This is a genomic window from Neisseria blantyrii (genome assembly GCF_962747855.1).
Classification (GTDB): Bacteria; Pseudomonadota; Gammaproteobacteria; order Burkholderiales; family Neisseriaceae; genus Neisseria; species Neisseria viridiae.
Genome location: NZ_CAUIZY010000018.1, coordinates 1 through 20018, shown reverse-complemented (window position 1 = coordinate 20018; position 20018 = coordinate 1). Strand labels below are relative to the sequence as shown.

Here is a 20018-nt window from a genome sequence, read left to right as displayed (position 1 = left end):
GTACCCGGTTTAGCCAATACTTGACCACGCTCTACGTCTTCACGTTTAGTACCACGCAGCAATACGCCTACGTTGTCACCTGCTTGACCTTCGTCCAGCAGTTTGCGGAACATTTCAACACCGGTACAAGTGGTTTTTTGGGTTTCTTTCAGACCTACGATTTCAATCTCGTCGCCAACGTGAATCACCCCGCGCTCCACACGGCCCGTTACCACAGTACCGCGGCCGGAAATGGAGAACACGTCTTCAATCGGCAGCAGGAACGGTTTGTCCACGGCACGCTCGGGAGTCGGGATGTAGCTGTCCAATGCGGCAGCCAGTTCGAAGATTTTTTCTTCGTAAGCGGCATCGCCTTCCAAGGCTTTCAGTGCGGAACCTTGTACGATCGGGCAGTCGTCGCCCGGGAAATCGTAGCTGCTCAACAGATCGCGGATCTCCATCTCAACCAGTTCCAACAGTTCGGCATCGTCAACCATGTCGCATTTGTTCATGAACACGATGATGTAAGGTACGCCTACTTGGCGGGCCAGCAGGATGTGTTCGCGGGTTTGCGGCATAGGGCCGTCGGCAGCGGAACATACCAGGATTGCGCCGTCCATTTGTGCGGCACCGGTAATCATGTTTTTAACGTAGTCGGCGTGGCCCGGGCAGTCTACGTGTGCGTAGTGGCGGGTTTCGGTTTCGTATTCTACGTGCGAGGTATTGATGGTAATACCGCGTGCTTTTTCTTCGGGCGCGTTGTCAATTTGGTCGTAAGCTTTTGCAGCACCGCCGAATTTTTTAGCCAAAATAGTAGTCAAAGCGGCAGTCAGGGTGGTTTTACCATGGTCAACGTGACCGATGGTGCCAACGTTTACGTGCGGTTTGCTACGTTCGAATTTTTCCTTAGCCATGAGCTAATTCCTTTACATTAAAGATCGATTAAAGAACAATGCCGTCTGAAAAATCATTTCAGCCTTTCAGACGGCCTATTTGCCTGATTAGCCTTTACGGGCTTCAGTTACAGCAGCAGCTATGTGGGCAGGAGCTTCAGAATATTTCTTGAACTCCATAGAGTAAGTAGCGCGGCCTTGGGTTGCAGAACGCAGGTCGGTCGAGTAACCGAACATTTCTGCCAGAGGTACTTCGGCACGGACTTTCTTACCGCCGATACCGTCATCATCCATACCCAATACAACACCGCGACGGCGGTTCAAGTCGCCCATTACGTCGCCCATGTATTCTTCCGGGGTTTCCACTTCAACTGCCATAATCGGCTCAAGCAGGGCAGGATTGGCTTTACGCATACCTTCTTTGAAGGCTTGGGAAGCAGCCAATTCGAAGGCCAGTTGAGAAGAGTCGACATCGTGTGAAGAACCGAAAATCAAACGTACGCGCACGTCAACAACTGGGTAACCGGCAACGATACCATTAGGCAAAGTATCGCGGATACCTTTATCGACAGATGGAATGAATTCGCGAGGAATCACACCACCTTTAATTTCATCGATAAATTCGTAGCCTGCACCACCCGGTTCCATAGGTTCCATTTTAATCACAACGTGACCGTATTGACCTTTACCACCGGATTGTTTGGCGTGTTTGTATTCAGCTTCAACTTCTTTACGGATGGTTTCGCGGTAAGCCACTTGAGGCGCACCGATATTCGCTTCCACACCGAATTCACGTTTCATACGGTCTACAATAATTTCCAAGTGCAGCTCACCCATACCGGAAATAATGGTTTGACCGGACTCTTCGTCTGTACGGACACGGAAAGAAGGGTCTTCCTTAGCCAGACGGTTCAGGGCGATACCCATTTTCTCTTGGTCGGCTTTGGTTTTCGGCTCAACGGCAATATGGATTACCGGCTCAGGAAATTCCATGCGCTCCAAGATAATCGGCGCGCTTTCTGCACACAAGGTTTCACCGGTAGTAACGTCTTTCAGACCGATAGCGGCTGCGATGTCGCCAGCACGTACTTCCTCGATTTCAGTACGGTCTGCAGCAGTCATTTGTACCAAACGACCGATACGTTCACGAGTACCTTTTACAGAGTTCAATACGGTATCACCGGATTTCACGACACCGGAGTAAACGCGGATGAAAGTCAGCTGACCAACGTATTTGTCGTTCAACATTTTGAACGCTAATGCAGAGAATTTCTCTTCATCGCTGGCTTGACGGCTGTCGGCTTCTTCAGTGTTAGGATTAACACCTTGAACCGGAGGAATATCGGTAGGAGCAGGCAGCAATTCTACAACTGCGTCCAACATACGTTGAACACCTTTGTTTTTAAATGCAGAACCACACAACATCGGTTGGATTTCACCTGCCAGAGTACGTTGACGCAATGCACCTACGATTTCTTCCTCGGTCAGCTCATCGCCACCCAAGTATTTGTCCATCAATTCTTCGCTGGCTTCTGCTGCGGCTTCAATCATGTTTTGACGCCATTCCTCGGCAGTTTCAACCAATTCGGCGGGAATGTCGCCATAAGTAAAGGTCGTACCTTTATCGGCCTCATTCCAAATGATGGATTTCATTTTCAGCAGATCAACAACACCGGTGAAACTGTCTTCTGCACCAACTGGGATTACGATAGGTACAGGGTTTGCGCGCAAACGGGTTTTCATTTGCTCGACAACGCGGAAGAAGTTGGCACCTTGACGGTCCATCTTATTTACAAACGCCAAGCGCGGCACTTGGTATTTGTTGGCTTGCCGCCATACGGTTTCGGATTGAGGTTGAACACCACCCACCGCGCAGTAAACCATTACCGCACCATCCAATACACGCATAGAACGCTCTACCTCTACGGTAAAGTCAACGTGTCCCGGGGTGTCGATGATGTTGAAGCGGTGTTCAGGGAATTGTTTCGCCATACCGGACCAGTAGGAAGTTACGGCAGCAGAGGTAATGGTAATACCGCGCTCTTGCTCTTGTTCCATGTAGTCGGTAGTAGCCGCACCGTCATGCACTTCGCCTAATTTGTGGGTCAAACCGGTATAGAACAAAATACGTTCTGTGGTAGTGGTTTTACCCGCATCGATATGGGCGGAAATACCGATGTTGCGGTACAGGCTGATCGGGGTCTTACGAGCCATTTTGTTAGCCTTTCGATATTAGAAACGGAAGTGAGAGAATGCTTTGTTGGCTTCAGCCATGCGGTGTACTTCTTCACGTTTTTTCAACGCACCACCACGGCCTTCAGCCGCATCAATCAATTCGCCTGCCAAACGCAGATCCATAGATTTCTCACCACGTTTACGGGCCGCATCACGAACCCAACGCATTGCCAAAGCCAGACGACGTGAAGGACGAACTTCAACAGGAACTTGGTAGTTTGCACCACCTACACGGCGGCTTTTCACTTCCACGATAGGTTTGGCGTTTGCAATGGCTTCGTTAAATACTTCGATTGCTGCTTTGCCGGTTTTTTTCTCAATTTGCTCCAGGGCACCGTAAACGATACGTTCTGCAACAGATTTTTTACCGTCAATCATCAATACGTTCATGAATTTAGTCAGCTCGACGCTGCCGAATTTAGGATCTGGCAGTACGTCGCGCTTAGGGACTTCTCTACGTCTTGGCATTTTAATTTCCTTTAATCTATTCAGTCGGGTCAATTCCCATGAATACCCAATTGAGTATTCACTTACTCGGCCGTTGTTCAGCTTAGGCGGCCGACGTGCCTATTTGAGTCCCTATAATTATTTAGGACGCTTAGCACCGTATTTGGAACGGGCTTGTTTACGGTCTTTAACACCTGCAGTATCCAAAGAACCGCGTACAGTGTGGTAACGCACACCCGGCAAGTCTTTTACACGGCCGCCGCGAATCAGTACGACGCTGTGCTCTTGCAGGTTGTGGCCTTCGCCGCCGATGTATGAAATGACTTCAAAACCGTTGGTCAGGCGGACTTTACATACTTTACGCAATGCAGAGTTAGGTTTTTTAGGGGTAGTCGTGTATACACGGGTGCACACGCCACGTTTTTGCGGGCAGGCTTCCAGTGCAGGCACTTTGTTTACGTACACGGGCTTTTGACGGCCTTTGCGTACCAATTGGTTGATAGTTGGCATATTTTCTCGTCCTGTTGAGTTAAATACTTGCCGACACCATGTCGGCAAGAGTGGAATTATATTTTTATTGCAAGCATACAGTCAAGCATAACGACAAGAAGAAAGATGATTTTCTTGTTTGCCGATAAATATTTACCGACTTCCCTCACAATCAGTCAGACGGCTGAAGAAAATACCGTCAATACGTTTTTTCTATACTGATAAACCATTCCTTGCCGCTGCGCGAATAAAAGGCGGGCATATTGCTGTTGATCTTGTTGTAACGGAAATTTATTTGGGGTGTAAACCCTTTCCACGACAGTTTTTTATGCCATAAAGCCGCGCTCATCCGATATTCATCATCACGCCGAGTAAAATTGTAAATTAATGTTGCAGGGGCTTTAAATATCCGTTTCGTGTAACCCGCACCCAACTTCAGTCCAAGACCGCCGTCTAATATTTTCACCGTACCCAAACTTACACCATAACGCCGTGAAGCCTGCTCTTTCTCCACAGTATTATCAAACATACCGCTAATGCCTCCATACAACTGCCAAGACGGCATAGCGTAATAGCCGAACGTACTGCTGACTGAAATCGTTTTACTGTTGTAACGTTTTGCCAAATATTCGTCATAGTATTGTTTGCGGCCGTACTGGAGAGATTGGGTGCTGCGCCATTTTTCATTCAGACGGCGGCTGTAATCCAACGCAATACCCGTATTTGCCGTATAACGGTTATTGCCCAGCCGGTTTTGTTCGACAAAGGGCCGGAATCCCCACTCTAGACGGCTATTCCGATAACGGTAGCCTCCTTCGGCATGAAACGCCTGTTCGCTAAAATCCCGGGCATTCCAATAATGCACACCGGAACCGCTGATGCCTAAGCGGGCAAAGTGATTGCCTGCAATGTTAAACATCCGGTCAATACCCAGTTCGTACCTTATCCCGTTGGCGCGTTTGGGCAGGCTGTCTTCTGATTTTGTCCATTTCCGGCCGTTGAGGATGATGCCCCGTGAAGGGGAAGCATTGTTTACATTATCTGTTTGTTCGTAATTCATATTGAACGAAGGATGCCACGCCTGCACCGCTTCCGCCTGACGGATATATTCCCGTGCAAGCTGCCGCATATCGGGAGGCAACGCCTCCTCGACCCGGTGCAACTGAACCAATGCCTCACGATATTGTTTGTCTTCAAACAGCATCACGCCCAAATCAAAACGGGGATAAACAAGGTCAGGCCTTTCCGACAACAACTCACGGTATAGATCGACCGCCTCACCCTGCCGCATCTCGCTGCGGTATAACGCGCCGAGGGCATAACGGTACAGCACCGCATCATATTGCGGTTGTTCGGCATATTGGGCCAACAGGCGTTTCAGTGCCGCCCAGTCGCGCGCCAACAACGCCCGGTTAATCTGCATTCCCATCCGGTCACCCCGAACATCGCCGCCTGCCGCACTTTTAGGAACTTCAGACGGCATTGCATCGCGAACCGGCGGCACATCCTCTGCAAACGGCAGGAGAGCGAGGCTTTCCCCTTCAGACGGCATCGCAGCCCAACTACCGACGTTAATCGGTTCGACAGGCACGGCAACATCCTCAGCAAACACCGCCGAAGTCAGCAGGCAGCCTGCAAAAAAGAGATTTCTGGGTTTCATATTTATTTCTTAAAGGAAATGCCGTCTGAAGTTTCAGACGGCATTTGTTTAAATGGAAAACATTAAGACGCTACTTTTTTTGACCGCCGAAACCGACATCCCTAGCAAAGTTATTTTGGTCTCCGGACGTACCGACGACACCCGCCACCTCGTTGGCCTCCGGCCCGAAAATACCTAAGGAATAATATTTAAGCCCGCCATGTTCCGAAGCCGCCTCGCCTTTGCCTACCCCATAAAAGGAATAATAGCCGGGATGAGGATCCAAAGCCGGTTCATCACTGACCATCTCGTAGCTGGATTCGTCATTATTCACTTTTAAAATACCGATATCGGCTTCTTTCAAATCAATACGGCCATATTCGGACAAACCTTCAATTGAGCCCGAACCTTTACGTTTGTCAAAGTCGATACGGTACTTGAATTTACCTTGATGTTCTTCCAACGCGCTATCAAGCTTAGCCGAAGAGCCTCCGAATGCCTTGCCTTCATAATCGAAAGCGCCTGCCGTCGGCAATTGTGCTTTTTCTGTCGCCAGGCCTTGTATATCACTCAAGCCAATGTCAAGTTTGTCTGCTCCATCCTCATCCCGCTTACCGTTTTGTATCGTTTGGGTAAAATATCCTGCCACAACAGAATATGGTTGCTCATAAACCCAAGATTTTTCTGAATAATAATTTTGATCTTTATCTTGCCCATAAATTTCTACAGTCTGCGACTGCAAACCCAGCGGTTTAACAGCATATTCTTCACCGTATCCTTCGTATTTTTCCCCATTGATATACACATCCATACCCTTGACTTTTTCCTTGGTGAAGGCGGTATTTTTATTTTTTTGATTTTCTTTAACCAAGTATGCTTTAAACAATGTAGCGGTTTCAAATCCATCCTTATATTCTCCAAGACCGTGAAATTCCTTGCCTTTTGTATCCAATACCTGCTTACGCAATTCGGGTTTAACACTTTGTAATGATGAATTTTCTAAATGTTTCTTAAACTTTTCAAATTGTTGAACCTCCGTTTCAACCTCTTTCAATTTTTGCTCCGATGGTGCAAGTTGTGCTTTCCATTCGTCTAGTTTTTTCTCTAATTCGGCTTTTTTACTATCCAAATCCGCTTGATCGGCATTAGGTTGGGATTCGGTCTTCCCCTGCTCCGCCAACTTAACCGCATCTTCGAGCTGTTTGATTTGCTGCCTCACGATTGATACCTTTGCTTCACGTGCTTTTTTCAGCTCTATTTGAGCATTGGCATATTCTCGAACCCCTTTGATAATATCAGCTGGACGACTTGAGTTATCCATATCTGAAATGGTTGCCTCTTTTTCTTGTTTTTCTTTATCGGCAATCTCTTTATCGGCATTTTCAATTGCTTTAACTGCCCGATCTAATTTCTCGGAAGTAGTTAATGTAGGTTCGATACTAGGCGAGCCGCCACCTGAAGCACAGGCAGAAAGGGCAAAAACACAGGCAATCGCCGCCAAACTCGGTTTAAATTTAAAAGGAATAGGCATAATTATCTCCTAAGATATTGTTTTGGCGGCAAGTTTACCCGTTACCGAATTAAATGTTTTATTTACATTTCTTAAACTCTTATTAAGAATAAGCTAAGTTTTAAGCTCGGCAATTCTACCCCCCCTTCAAAATTCTTAAAGCATTTTTGCAATATTTAACAAAATAACCTTTGGATTTAACTCGTTCTATTCGATGCATGATTTGGCGGTACGAAGATATGGAACGCTTATCGGGCTTATATCCACACGCCTCAAAATGACGAAAACGCTTGTTTTTGCCTTAATCGGACAAAGAAAAACCGCAAGCTTAAAGCTTGCGGTTTTGTATTGAATAAACGCACCAAAGATTATTCATCCGTTACTTGGGTTTCAGCAGTCTCCTGCTCTACCTCTTGCCATTGTTGATGACGGCTGCGGTGGTAAGTCAAACCGGTACCGGCAGGAATCAGACGTCCGACGATGACGTTCTCTTTCAGACCACGCAACTCGTCTTGTTTGCCCATAATCGCGGCTTCGGTCAGAACGCGGGTTGTTTCTTGGAACGATGCGGCAGAAATGAAGCTGTCGGTAGACAGGGAGGCTTTGGTAATACCTAACAGTACGTTTTCATAACGTGCCGGCTCTTTACCTTCCTCCAACGCTTTTTCATTGGCTGTCATGACATCGCCACGTTCAACTTGCTCACCGGTAATGAATTCGGTTTCGCCTGAATCGACAATATTCACACGGCGCAGCATCTGACGGATGATGACTTCGATGTGTTTATCAGAAATCTTCACACCTTGCAGACGGTAAACCTCTTGCACCTCTTGGACAATGTAGCGCGCCAATGCTTCGATACCTTGCAGACGCAGAATATCATGCGGATCAACAGCTCCGTCCACGATGGTTTCGCCGCGGTTTACCACTTGACCGTCGTGTACCAGAATCTGTTTCTCTTTGGAAATCAAAGTCTCGTATGCTACACCGTCCACGTCAGTGATAATCAGACGTTGCTTGCCTTTGGTCTCTTTGCCGAAGGAAACGGTACCGGTAATTTCCGCCAGCATACCTGCATCTTTCGGCACGCGTGCTTCAAACAACTCGGCAACGCGCGGCAGACCACCGGTAATGTCGCGGGTTTTGGAAGAGGCTTGCGGGATACGCGCCAATACGTCACCTTTACCGATTTCCTGACCTTCGCGTACGGTAATCACCGCACCAACGGGGAATGCCATCGAAACCGGAGTGGACGTACCGGGAATACAGATTTCCACGCCGTTTTCATCCAACAATTTTACAGTCGGACGCAGCAGTTTGGATGCGCTGCCGGAGCGGCGTTTGCCGTCAATAACCACCAAAGTAGACAAACCAGTTACATCGTCAGTTTGTTTGGCAACGGTTACGCCCTCTTCCACGTTTTCGAATTTCACCATACCTGCGTGTTCGGTAATCATCGGACGGGTATGCGGATCCCAAGTTGCCAAGGTTTGACCGGCTTTAATGGCTTCGCCGTCTTGTACCAGCAAGATTGCGCCGTAAGGTACTTTGTGACGTTCACGTTCACGGCCGATATCATCGTGAATCACGACTTCGCAAGAACGGCCGATGACAACCAGCTCGCCTTTGTTGTTGGCAACATAACGCATTTGGCTGCTGAAACGTGCCGTACCGTTGGATTTGGCTTCCACTTGGCTGGCTGCTGCCGCACGGGATGCCGCACCACCGATGTGGAACGTACGCATGGTCAGCTGAGTACCTGGTTCACCAATAGATTGTGCAGCAATGACACCTACAGCCTCACCAGCATTAACCAGTTTACCGCGCGCCAAGTCACGACCGTAACAGTGCGCACACAAACCATGGCGGGTTTTACAAGTAATCGGGGTGCGGACTTTGACTTCATCAACACCGGATTGGTCGATCATATCCACCAGTTTTTCAGTCAACAACGTACCGGCTTCAACCAAGGTTTCGCCACTTGACGGATCGACAACGTCAGACGCGGTAACACGACCCAAAATACGATCGCGCAATGCTTCAATCACATCACCGCCTTGTACAACTGCCTTCATAACAAAGCCGTCTGAAGTACCACAATCGTCTTCAACAACGACCAAATCTTGAGTTACGTCTACCAGACGACGGGTCAGGTAACCGGAGTTCGCGGTTTTCAATGCGGTATCCGCCAAACCCTTACGTGCACCGTGGGTCGCAATAAAGTATTGCAATACGGTCAGACCTTCGCGGAAGTTTGAGGTAATCGGTGTTTCAATAATCGAGCCGTCTGGTTTTGCCATCAAGCCACGCATACCGGACAACTGTTTAATCTGAGCCGCAGAACCACGAGCACCGGAGTCTGCCATCATATAGATGGAGTTGAAGGATTCTTGGTCAACTTCGTTGCCGTCACGGTCGATGACTTTTTGTTTGGACAAGTTATCCATCATCGCTTTAGCGATTTTATCGCCGGCACGACCCCAAATATCGACCACTTTGTTGTAACGTTCGCCGTTGGTTACCAAACCTTGACGGTATTGGTCTTCGATTTCTTTAACTTCGGCATTAGCTTCAGCCAGCAAGGCTGCTTTTTCTTTTGGAATTTCCATATCGTCAACGGCAATGGAAATACCGCCTTTTGCCGCAAATCCGAAACCGGTGTACATCAGGTGGTCAGCAAAGATAACCGTATCGCGCAAGCCGCACAGGCGGAACGATGCGTTAATCAGTTTAGAAATTTCTTTTTTCTTCAACGCTTTGTTGATGTACTCGAACGGCAGACCTTTAGGCAAGATTTCGCTCAACAATGCACGGCCGACGGTTGTTTCATAACGGTTAACGACAGGCTCAAACTCACCTGCTTCGTTTTTCGCCCATTCACGCAGACGTACGGTGATTTTCGTACCCAGCTCGACCTGTTTGGTATGGTATGCGCGATGCACTTCTTTCACATCGGCAAACAGGCTGCCCTCGCCTTTGGCATTGATACGGTCGCGGGTCATGTAGTACAGACCCAATACAATATCTTGAGAAGGTACGATGATTGGTTCGCCGTTGGCTGGAGACAATACGTTGTTTGAAGCCAGCATCAGCGTGCGTGCTTCCATTTGCGCTTCCAAGCTCAATGGAACGTGTACCGCCATTTGGTCACCGTCAAAGTCGGCGTTAAATGCGGCACATACCAACGGATGCAACTGAATGGCTTTACCTTCAATCAGGATAGGTTCAAACGCTTGAATACCCAAACGGTGCAGGGTTGGCGCACGGTTCAACATAATCGGATGTTCGCGGATCACTTCTTCCAAGATATCCCATACTTCAGGTACTTCTTGTTCTACCAATTTTTTCGCAGCTTTAACGGTGGAAGCCAGACCTTGTTTTTCCAGTTTATGGAAAATGAACGGTTTGAACAGTTCCAACGCCATTTTTTTCGGCAGACCGCATTGGTGCAGGCGCAGGTATGGGCCTACGGTAATCACGGAACGACCTGAATAGTCCACACGTTTACCCAGCAGGTTTTGACGGAAACGGCCGCCTTTACCTTTAATCATATCTGCCAATGATTTCAACGGACGTTTGTTGGCACCGGTCATGGCTTTACCGCGACGGCCGTTATCCAACAGAGAGTCAACTGCTTCTTGCAACATACGTTTTTCGTTGCGGATGATAATGTCGGGCGCATGCAGTTCCAGCAAGCGTTTCAGACGGTTGTTACGGTTGATGACGCGACGGTATAAATCGTTCAAATCGGAAGTGGCAAAACGACCGCCGTCCAGCGGAACCAGAGGACGCAAATCAGGCGGCAATACTGGCAGCACATCCATAATCATCCATTCCAGTTTCATACCGGAACGATGGAAGGCTTCCAATACTTTCAATCGTTTGGCGATTTTTTTGATTTTGGTATCAGAACCGGTCGACTCAAGCTCTTGGCGCAGGATTTCGATTTCGCCTGCTACATCCAAGGTGCGCAACAATTCGCGGATACCTTCCGCACCCATTTTGGCATCGAAATCGTCGCCGTATTCGTCCAGTTTGTTGTAGTAATCGTCTTCAGTCAGTAATTGACGACGTTGCAACGGAGTCATACCGGGATCGGTTACCACAAATGCTTCAAAGTACAATACGCGTTCAATATCGCGCAAAGTCATGTCCAATACCATACCCAAGCGGGAAGGCAGGGATTTCAAGAACCAAATATGGGCAACTGGTGCTGCCAATTCGATGTGACCCATGCGTTCACGGCGCACTTTGGACAGAGTCACTTCTACGCCACATTTTTCACAGGTTACGCCTTTAAATTTCAAGCGTTTGTATTTACCGCACAAACATTCATAGTCTTTGACCGGGCCAAAGATTTTGGCGCAGAACAAACCGTCGCGCTCAGGTTTGAACGTGCGGTAGTTGATGGTTTCAGGTTTTTTAACTTCGCCATAAGACCATGAGCGGATGGTTTCGGGAGAGGCAATACCGATTTTGATGGCATCAAACTCTTCTTCCATGCCGGCAGTTTGCAACGGATTAAATAAGTTCAACAAATTCATTTTTGCTCCTTGAAGGAAGTATTTTTACCGCATGGCGGATGATTCGATATGGATAGCGGTACAGCGTTTTCAGACGGCATTTCGTTTTTAAACATTGTCGGCTGCCCCACAACCTGCAGAACAGCTCCCCTTATGCCGTCTGAAACCCGTATCAGTAGCGTTCCAAATCGATATCCAAGCCCAGTGAGCGAATCTCTTTAACCAATACGTTGAAGGATTCAGGCATACCGGCATCGATTTTGTGTTCGCCTTTGACGATGTTCTCGTACATTTTGGTACGGCCGTTCACGTCGTCAGACTTCACGGTCAGCATCTCTTGCAGCGTGTATGCCGCGCCGTATGCTTCCAATGCCCAAACCTCCATCTCACCGAAACGTTGGCCACCGAACTGAGCTTTACCGCCCAGAGGTTGTTGGGTAACCAGACTGTATGGACCGGTAGAACGGGCGTGCATTTTTTCGTCAACCAAGTGATGCAGTTTCAGATAGTGCATCACACCGACTGTAACCTTGCGGTCAAATGCTTCGCCGGAACGGCCGTCGTACAGCGTGATTTGGGTTTTACTGTCGTTGAAGCCCAATTTTTCAACTTCAGGATCGTCGCTCGGATAAGCCAAGTTCAGCATTTCGCGGATTTCGGATTCTTTCGCACCGTCAAACACCGGTGATGCGAAAGATGCGCCTTTACGCAGGTTGGAAGCCAATTCGATGATTTCTTCATCTGTCAGGCTGTCCAAATCTTCTTTCTTACCGCTGCCGTTGTAGAGTTTGTTCAAGAACTCGCGCAGCTCGCCGGCTTTGCGTTGCTCTTTCAGCATACGGTCGATACGCTCGCCGATACCTTTTGCCGCCCAGCCCAAGTGGACTTCCAAAATCTGACCGATATTCATACGGGAAGGTACGCCCAACGGGTTCAATACGATGTCCACGGGACGACCGTCCGCCATATAAGGCATATCTTCCACAGGCAGAATGCGTGATACCACGCCTTTGTTACCGTGGCGGCCCGCCATTTTGTCACCGGCTTGCAGACGGCGTTTGATGGCGATAAATACTTTCACCATTTTTTGTACGCCCGGTTGCAGCTCGTCGCCTTGGGTCAGTTTTTTCTTCTTGATCTCATACAACTCATCCGCTTCTTCGCGTTTTTGTTGCAGGCTCAATTTAATCAGTTCCAACTGTTTGGCCAAGTCTTCGTCAGCCAGCCGGATGTCAAACCAATCATGTTTGCTGGACAGGCTTGCCAAATATTCGGTAGTGATTTCACTGCCTTTAGCCAGCTTCATCGGACCACCATTGGCTTTTTGACCAACAATCATACGTTCGATACGGTCGAATGCGTCGTTGTCGAAAATACGCAATTGGTCGTTCAAATCCAAACGGTAGCGTTTCAACTCGGAATCGATAATGGATTGGGCGCGTTTGTCGCGTTGGATGCCTTCGCGGGTAAAGACTTGAACGTCGATAACCGTACCGCTCATACCGGTAGGCATACGCAATGAAGTATCTTTTACGTCAGACGCTTTTTCGCCGAAGATGGCGCGCAACAGTTTTTCTTCCGGAGTCAGTTGGGTTTCGCCTTTAGGCGTTACTTTACCTACCAACACATCGCCTGCTTCGACTTCCGCACCGATGTAAACGATACCTGATTCGTCCAAACGGTTTTGCATACGCTCGGACAAGTTCGGAATATCGCGGGTAATATCTTCCGCACCCAGCTTGGTATCGCGGGCAACGACATTCAATTCCTCAATGTGAATCGAAGTATAGCGGTCGTCCGCAGCCACTTTTTCGGAAATCAGAATCGAGTCTTCGTAGTTGTAACCGTTCCACGGCATGAAGGCGATGGTCATATTTTGACCCAAAGCCAATTCGCCCAAATCGGTGGACGCGCCGTCGGCCACCAAATCGCCGCGTTGCAACACATCGCCGACTTTAACGGCCGGACGTTGGTTGATGTTGGTAGATTGGTTGGAACGGGTGAATTTAACCAAGTTGTAAATATCGACACCCACTTCACCGGCAGTCGCTTCGTCGTCATGGACACGGATCACAACGCGGTTGGCATCGACATACTCGACCACGCCGCCTCGGCGGGCAACGATTGCAGTAGCAGAGTCAACGGCAACGGAACGCTCGATACCGGTACCGACCATCGGTTTTTCAGGACGCAGGCAAGGCACTGCCTGACGTTGCATGTTGGCACCCATCAATGCGCGGTTCGCGTCATCATGTTCCAAGAACGGAATCAGGGATGCCGCAACGGATACCACCTGACCGGTTGCCACGTCCATATATTGGACGCGGTCGGGCGTTGCCATAATGGTTTCACCTTTTTCACGACAGGTAACCAAATCGCCAATCAGATTGCCATCTGAATCCAAATCGGCATTCGCCTGTGCAATCACATAGCGACCTTCTTCGATGGCAGACAAGTAATCGATTTCCTCGGTTACTTTGCCGTCGATAACGCGGCGGTAAGGCGTTTCCAAGAAACCGTAATCATTGGTGCGCGCATAAACGGACAGTGAGTTGATCAAACCGATGTTCGGACCCTCAGGTGTTTCAATCGGACATACGCGACCGTAGTGGGTCGGATGCACGTCTCGCACCTCAAAGCCTGCACGTTCGCGGGTCAAACCGCCCGGGCCCAATGCAGATACACGGCGTTTATGGGTTACTTCAGACAATGGGTTGGTCTGATCCATAAATTGGCTCAATTGACTGGAACCGAAGAATTCTTTAATCGCGGCAGAAACAGGTTTCGCATTAATCAAGTCATGCGGCATCAAGTTTTCGGATTCCGCCTGATTCAAACGCTCTTTAACGGCGCGTTCCACACGGGCCAAACCGCTGCGGAATTGGTTTTCAGTCAACTCACCTACGGAACGAACACGACGGTTGCCCAAGTGGTCGATATCGTCCACTTCGCCGTGACCGTTACGCAACTCGACCAAAGTCGCAATCGAGGCAACAATATCTTCGACGCTCAGGACATAACCGCCTTTTTCGGCAGCACCGGCAAACGTTTCGTTCAACAGGCGGCCGTACCAAGAGTTTTGTTGGGCTTCGGACAGTTTTTGTTCGTATGTGCGCGTATTAAATTTCATACGGCCTACGCGGGACAAATCGTAGCTGTCTTCACTGAAGAACAAGCGGTTAAACAATTGCTCGACCGCCTCTTCGGTGGGCGGTTCGCCCGGACGCATCATACGGTAAATCGCAACACGCGCCGCCTGCCGGCCGGCAGTCTCATCCGTACGCAAGGTATTGGAGATATAAGCACCCTGATCCAGCTCATTGATATAAAGGGTCGTAATTTCTTTTACGCCGTTGATATCAAATTTGGCCAACAACTCTTCTGTAATTTCATCATTGGCAGAAGCCAATATCTCACCGGTTTCCGAATCAATCAAATCGGCAGCCAATGCTTTGCCCAACAGGCTTTCCGGTTCTACATCCAAACGGGTCAGGCCTGCATTGGTAATATCACGGATATTTTTCGCAGTAATGCGCTTACCTTTGGCAACCAATACATTGCCTTCTTTATCCAAGATATCGACCTTGGCAGTTTCGCCTTTCAGACGGCCTGCGACCAAATCGGTTTGAACACCGTTTGAAGACAAATAGAACGTTTCTTTGTCGTAGAAAATATCCAAGATTTGCTCATTGTTGTAGCCCAAAGCCTTCAACAAAATCGTTACCGGCATTTTACGGCGGCGGTCGATACGGAAATACAGCAAATCTTTCGGATCAAATTCAAAATCCAACCATGAACCACGGTAGGGAATGATGCGGGCGGAGAATAACAATTTGCCGGAAGAGTGTGTCTTACCTTTGTCATGCTCGAAGAACACGCCGGGCGAACGGTGCAACTGGGAAACAATCACACGCTCTGTGCCGTTAATCACAAAAGAACCGCTCGGGGTCATCAACGGAATTTCACCCATATATACTTCGTTTTCACGAACTTCTTTTACCGTCGGTTTAGACGCTTCCTTGTCTAAAATCACCAAACGGATACGCGCGCGCAGGGGGGCAGCATAAGTGATTCCGCGCAATTGACATTCAGGAATATCGAACAAAGGCTCGCCCAATGTGTAATGCACAAACTCCAATCGCGCATAACCGTTATGGCTCACAATCGGGAAAATAGAATTAAATGCCGCCTGCAGACCGTCATCGGTACGTTTGTCAAAAGCATTTTCCAGCTGCAAAAACTTCGCATAAGAATCAATTTGGGTTGCCAGCAGGAAAGGAACATCTAAAACATTCTCTCGCTTTGCAAAACTCTTACGGATACGTTTTTTCTCGGTAAACGAATAGCTCATATACACTCCGAAAAGCAATTTTAAATAATAGGCCGTCTGAAACAACGGTATGCATCAATTTAATATTTACATTTATTTACAATGATTTGATAAAGACTATGCAAATAAATGTAAACAATGCTTGATGCTTATTTTAAGAAGCAAAATAAGGCTGGCAGAAAACTGCCAGCCTTCATAGGAAGCATCAAATTATTTGATTTCGACTTTAGCACCTGCTTCTTCCAATTGTTTTTGGATGTCTTCGGCTTCGGCTTTAGAAACACCCTCTTTAATGGTTTTAGGTGCACCGTCAACGATGTCTTTAGCTTCTTTCAGACCCAAACCGGTAATTGCACGGACAACTTTAATCACGCCAACTTTTTGATCGCCGGCAGAAGCCAAAACGACATCAAATTCGGTTTTTTCTTCAGCAGCGGCAGCACCAGCACCAGCAGGACCTGCAACTGCAACAGCGGCAGCAGAAACGCCGAATTTTTCTTCAAAAGCTTTAACCAAGTCGTTCAGTTCCATTACGGTCAAAGAACCAACTGCTTCCAAAATGTCTTCTTTAGTAATAGCCATGCTATATTTACTCCGAATATTGTATTAAAAAAATAATTGATTAACAGAAACAAAATCGATTAAGCGGCTTCTTCGCCGGCTTTTTTCTCTGCCAAAGCAGCCAAACCGCGCGCAAAGCCCGATACAGGGGCTTGCATAACGAACAACAGTTTAGACAACAGCTCTTCGCGGCTCGGAATAGAAGCCAACTCAGCAACCTGAGCAGCATTCATTACTTCGCCATTGTAAGAACCGGCTTTAACGACAATTTTGTCATCTTTTTTCGCGAATTGGTGCAACACTTTAGCAGCAGCAACAGCATCTTCAGAAGCAGCGTAAACCAACGGACCAACCATTTGATCGGCCAATTCTGCGAATGAAGTACCTTGCACTGCACGACGAGCCAAAGTATTTTTCAGAACGCGCAAATAAACGCCTTCTTTACGTGCATTCGCACGAAGCTCAGTCATACTGGAAACACTGATACCGCGATATTCAGCGACTACGAGGGTTTGAGCGTTAGCAATTGCCGCGCTAATTTCCTCGACCGCCACTTTCTTGGTTTCAATATTGAGACTCAAGGTCTACCTCCCACTGTTTATAAACAGGATACCAAAACGATATCCCACCAGCGCGGTAACCTAAAAAGACATCTTACAAGCAATCTTGTAATGTGTTTCAGGACTACCGTCTGCGTAGGGCAGTTACGATTAAATCTTACGATCCCTACGGTCTTGGACATCTACTTAATTTTAAGTAGCCCAAATTCAGGTAATCCGGAAAACCGGATTACCTGAAAATTTCATTAGTTGTTCACGCTTGCAGTATCAACACGAACACCCAAACCCATAGTGCTGGATACAGCAACTTTTTTCAAATACTGACCTTTAGCAGCAGCAGGTTTGGCTTTAACGATAGCATCCAGCAACGCATTGAAGTTTTCTTTCAAGTCAGCTTCAGCAAAAGAAGCACGACCAATCGTTGCATGAACGATACCAGCTTTATCTGTACGATATTGAACCTGACCTGCTTTTGCATTTTTAACTGCTTCGGCAACATTAGGGGTAACCGTACCTACTTTAGGGTTTGGCATCAGACCACGAGGACCCAAAATAGTACCCAACTGACCAACAATACGCATTGCATCGGGAGAAGCAATAACGACATCAAAGTTCAGATTGCCTGCTTTGATTTCAGCAGCCAAATCTTCGAAACCGACGATATCCGCACCGGCTTCTTTGGCAGCATCTGCATTTGCGCCTTGAGTAAATACAGCCACACGGGTTGTCTTACCGGTACCTTTAGGTAGAACGACCGAACCACGAATAACTTGGTCAGATTTACGAGGATCAACGCCCAAGTTGAAAGATACGTCAACAGATTCGTCAAATTTAGCGGTAGCAGCTTTTTTAACCAAAGCAATTGCTTCGTCGATTGCGTACAGTTTGTTAGCTTCAACAGAAGAGCGAAGAACTTTCAAGCGTTTAGATACTTTAGCCATTATACAACACCCTCCACATCCAAGCCCATTGAGCGAGCAGAACCTGCTATAGTACGAACAGCCGCATCCAAGTCAGCAGCAGTCAAATCAGGCTCTTTAGTTTTAGCAATTTCTTCCAACTGGGCACGGGTCAATTTACCCACTTTATTGGTCAGAGGATTAGAACTACCTTTTTGCAAACCGGCAGCTTTTTTCAACAAGATAGAAGCCGGCGGGGTTTTCATCACAAATGTGAATGATTTATCTGCAAATGCAGTAATCACAACCGGAATCGGCAAGCCAGGCTCCATACCTTGGGTTGCAGCATTGAATGCCTTACAAAATTCCATAATATTCAAACCGCGCTGACCCAAAGCAGGACCAACCGGAGGAGATGGATTGGCTTTACCTGCAGGAATTTGCAGTTTAATATAGCCGATAATTTTCTTTGCCACTTAACGGACTCCTAAAAACGGGTAAGACGCGGAACCATTTCCGCTCCCCAAGTTAATTTTTGATTCTATCCTCTTATTGCTTTTTTTTCAAGTATAAAAATCAGTTAATCTTTTCAACCTGGCTGAACTCCAGCTCAACAGGTGTTTCTCTACCAAATATCTGAACAGACACGCGTAACTTATTCCGTTCATAATTGACCTCCTCAACCACCCCGTTAAAATCCGCAAACGGCCCTTCATTTACACGAACCTGTTGACCGACCTCAAATTCAACTTTTGGTTTCGGCTTCTCTATGCCGGTCTGAACCTGCTGTAAAATAATTTCAGCCTCTCTCTGACTAATCGGCGTGGGTCTATTAGCCCTCCCTCCAATAAAACCCGAAACACGGGGAGTGCTTTTTACAAGATGCCAAGAGTCATCTGTCATTTCCATCTCAACTAGCACATACCCAGGATATGACTTTCTTTCACTAATAGTCTTACGACCATTGCGGATATCAACAACTTTCTCTACAGGCACCAGAATTTGTCCGAAATAATCTCCCATCTCCTCACGGGCAATTCGCTCTTCCAATATTCGTTGGACATTCTTCTCAAACCCCGAATACGCCTGTACAACATACCATTTTTTCGACATCTCAACCTTCCCTTCTCAGCAATACATCAAAAAATAACCACGAAATTGCTGTATCTGCCGCATAGATAAATATAGAAAGCACAGCAATAAACACTATAACAAATACAGTCATTCTGACAGCATCTTCACGCTTAGGCCAAACCACCTTTTTGAATTCGGACCAAGAATTCGAGAAATATGCAAAAAAACCTTCCTTACCGGAATTAGATGCAGATTCTCTATCCTGAACAACCAATTGATCCACTTTAACGTTCTTTTTTTCAGGCGTATGTTCTGTCATATTATTTACTCATCATAGCATCTGTCTATTCTCAATCCATGTAAATGGTAAGAGAGTTTACTAAATAACAAATACAAAAAAATTAACCGACACAAGGCCGGTTAATTTTTTATTTGGCAGGCCAAGAGGGTCTCGAACCCCCAACCCTCGGTTTTGGAGACCGATACTCTACCAATTGAGCTATTGGCCTCTAAACTTAAGCGATGATAGAAGAAACCACACCTGCACCTACGGTACGGCCACCTTCACGAATCGCAAAGCGCAGGCCTTCTTCCATAGCGATAGGCGCAATCAGTTCTACGGTGATGGTTACGTTCTCACCCGGCATTACCATTTCCACACCTTCTTCCAAAGTAACCGCGCCGGTTACGTCGGTGGTACGGAAGTAGAATTGGGGACGGTAGTTGGCGAAGAACGGGGTATGGCGGCCGCCCTCTTCTTTGCTCAATACGTACACTTCTGCTTTGAACTTGGTGTGCGGAGTGATGGTACCCGGTTTAGCCAATACTTGACCACGCTCTACGTCTTCACGTTTAGTACCACGCAGCAATACGCCTACG

Annotated in this window: 15 protein-coding genes and 1 tRNA gene; all 16 read right to left on the bottom strand. The window is 47.5% G+C overall.

Annotated elements, in window-relative coordinates:
* The coding region (tuf, locus tag Q9J80_RS10370; protein ID WP_304678574.1) for an elongation factor Tu at positions 1-893 on the bottom strand (893 nt) is incomplete at its 3' end.
* A gap of 87 nt (positions 894-980) precedes the next feature.
* Positions 981-3086: an elongation factor G gene (gene fusA, locus Q9J80_RS10365; RefSeq protein WP_003760496.1), complete on the bottom strand. Its 2106-nt coding sequence runs from the start codon at positions 3084-3086 to the stop codon at positions 981-983.
* A gap of 18 nt (positions 3087-3104) precedes the next feature.
* Positions 3105-3575 carry a 30S ribosomal protein S7 gene (gene rpsG / locus Q9J80_RS10360; RefSeq protein WP_002242159.1) on the bottom strand — a complete coding sequence of 157 codons (471 nt, stop codon included), beginning with the start codon at positions 3573-3575 and terminating at the stop codon, positions 3105-3107.
* A gap of 117 nt (positions 3576-3692) precedes the next feature.
* The gene (gene rpsL, locus Q9J80_RS10355) at positions 3693-4064 is read right to left on the bottom strand and encodes a 30S ribosomal protein S12 (protein ID WP_002218431.1); all 372 of its coding nucleotides are present in this window, start codon (positions 4062-4064) and stop codon (positions 3693-3695) included.
* Positions 4065-4242: 178 nt separating this feature from the next.
* The gene (locus Q9J80_RS10350; RefSeq protein ID WP_301672957.1) at positions 4243-5703 is read right to left on the bottom strand and encodes a surface lipoprotein assembly modifier; all 1461 of its coding nucleotides are present in this window, start codon (positions 5701-5703) and stop codon (positions 4243-4245) included.
* 70 nt (positions 5704-5773) lie between these two features.
* Positions 5774-7213: a factor H binding protein domain-containing protein gene (locus tag Q9J80_RS10345; protein WP_301672956.1), complete on the bottom strand. Its 1440-nt coding sequence runs from the start codon at positions 7211-7213 to the stop codon at positions 5774-5776.
* A gap of 347 nt (positions 7214-7560) precedes the next feature.
* Entirely contained in the window at positions 7561-11736 is a 4176-nt protein-coding gene (gene rpoC, locus Q9J80_RS10340) for a DNA-directed RNA polymerase subunit beta' (RefSeq protein WP_301672955.1), read from the bottom strand.
* Positions 11737-11887: 151 nt separating this feature from the next.
* Positions 11888-16066: a DNA-directed RNA polymerase subunit beta gene (rpoB, locus tag Q9J80_RS10335; protein WP_301672954.1), complete on the bottom strand. Its 4179-nt coding sequence runs from the start codon at positions 16064-16066 to the stop codon at positions 11888-11890.
* 189 nt (positions 16067-16255) lie between these two features.
* Complete coding sequence (rplL, locus tag Q9J80_RS10330; RefSeq protein WP_002238604.1) at positions 16256-16627, bottom strand: 50S ribosomal protein L7/L12; 372 nt, start codon at positions 16625-16627, stop codon at positions 16256-16258.
* A 59-nt stretch (positions 16628-16686) separates the two neighbouring features.
* Entirely contained in the window at positions 16687-17187 is a 501-nt protein-coding gene (rplJ, locus tag Q9J80_RS10325) for a 50S ribosomal protein L10 (RefSeq protein ID WP_002215373.1), read from the bottom strand.
* Positions 17188-17411: 224 nt separating this feature from the next.
* Entirely contained in the window at positions 17412-18107 is a 696-nt protein-coding gene (rplA, locus tag Q9J80_RS10320) for a 50S ribosomal protein L1 (protein WP_301672953.1), read from the bottom strand.
* Positions 18107-18541, bottom strand: a complete 435-nt coding sequence (gene rplK, locus Q9J80_RS10315; RefSeq protein ID WP_002220151.1) for a 50S ribosomal protein L11 — start codon at positions 18539-18541, stop codon at positions 18107-18109. The genes rplA and rplK overlap by 1 nt, the downstream gene beginning before the upstream one ends.
* A 100-nt stretch (positions 18542-18641) precedes the next feature.
* The gene (gene nusG, locus Q9J80_RS10310) at positions 18642-19178 is read right to left on the bottom strand and encodes a transcription termination/antitermination protein NusG (RefSeq protein WP_002215369.1); all 537 of its coding nucleotides are present in this window, start codon (positions 19176-19178) and stop codon (positions 18642-18644) included.
* Between the two features lies 1 nt (position 19179).
* Positions 19180-19458, bottom strand: a complete 279-nt coding sequence (gene secE, locus Q9J80_RS10305) for a preprotein translocase subunit SecE (RefSeq protein ID WP_301672952.1) — start codon at positions 19456-19458, stop codon at positions 19180-19182.
* Between the two features lie 114 nt (positions 19459-19572).
* Positions 19573-19648 (bottom strand) — tRNA-Trp (locus Q9J80_RS10300).
* A 6-nt stretch (positions 19649-19654) separates the two neighbouring features.
* Positions 19655-20018, bottom strand: a 364-nt coding sequence (locus Q9J80_RS10295) for an EF-Tu C-terminal domain-related protein (RefSeq protein WP_304678571.1), incomplete at its 5' end; no start/stop codon positions are given.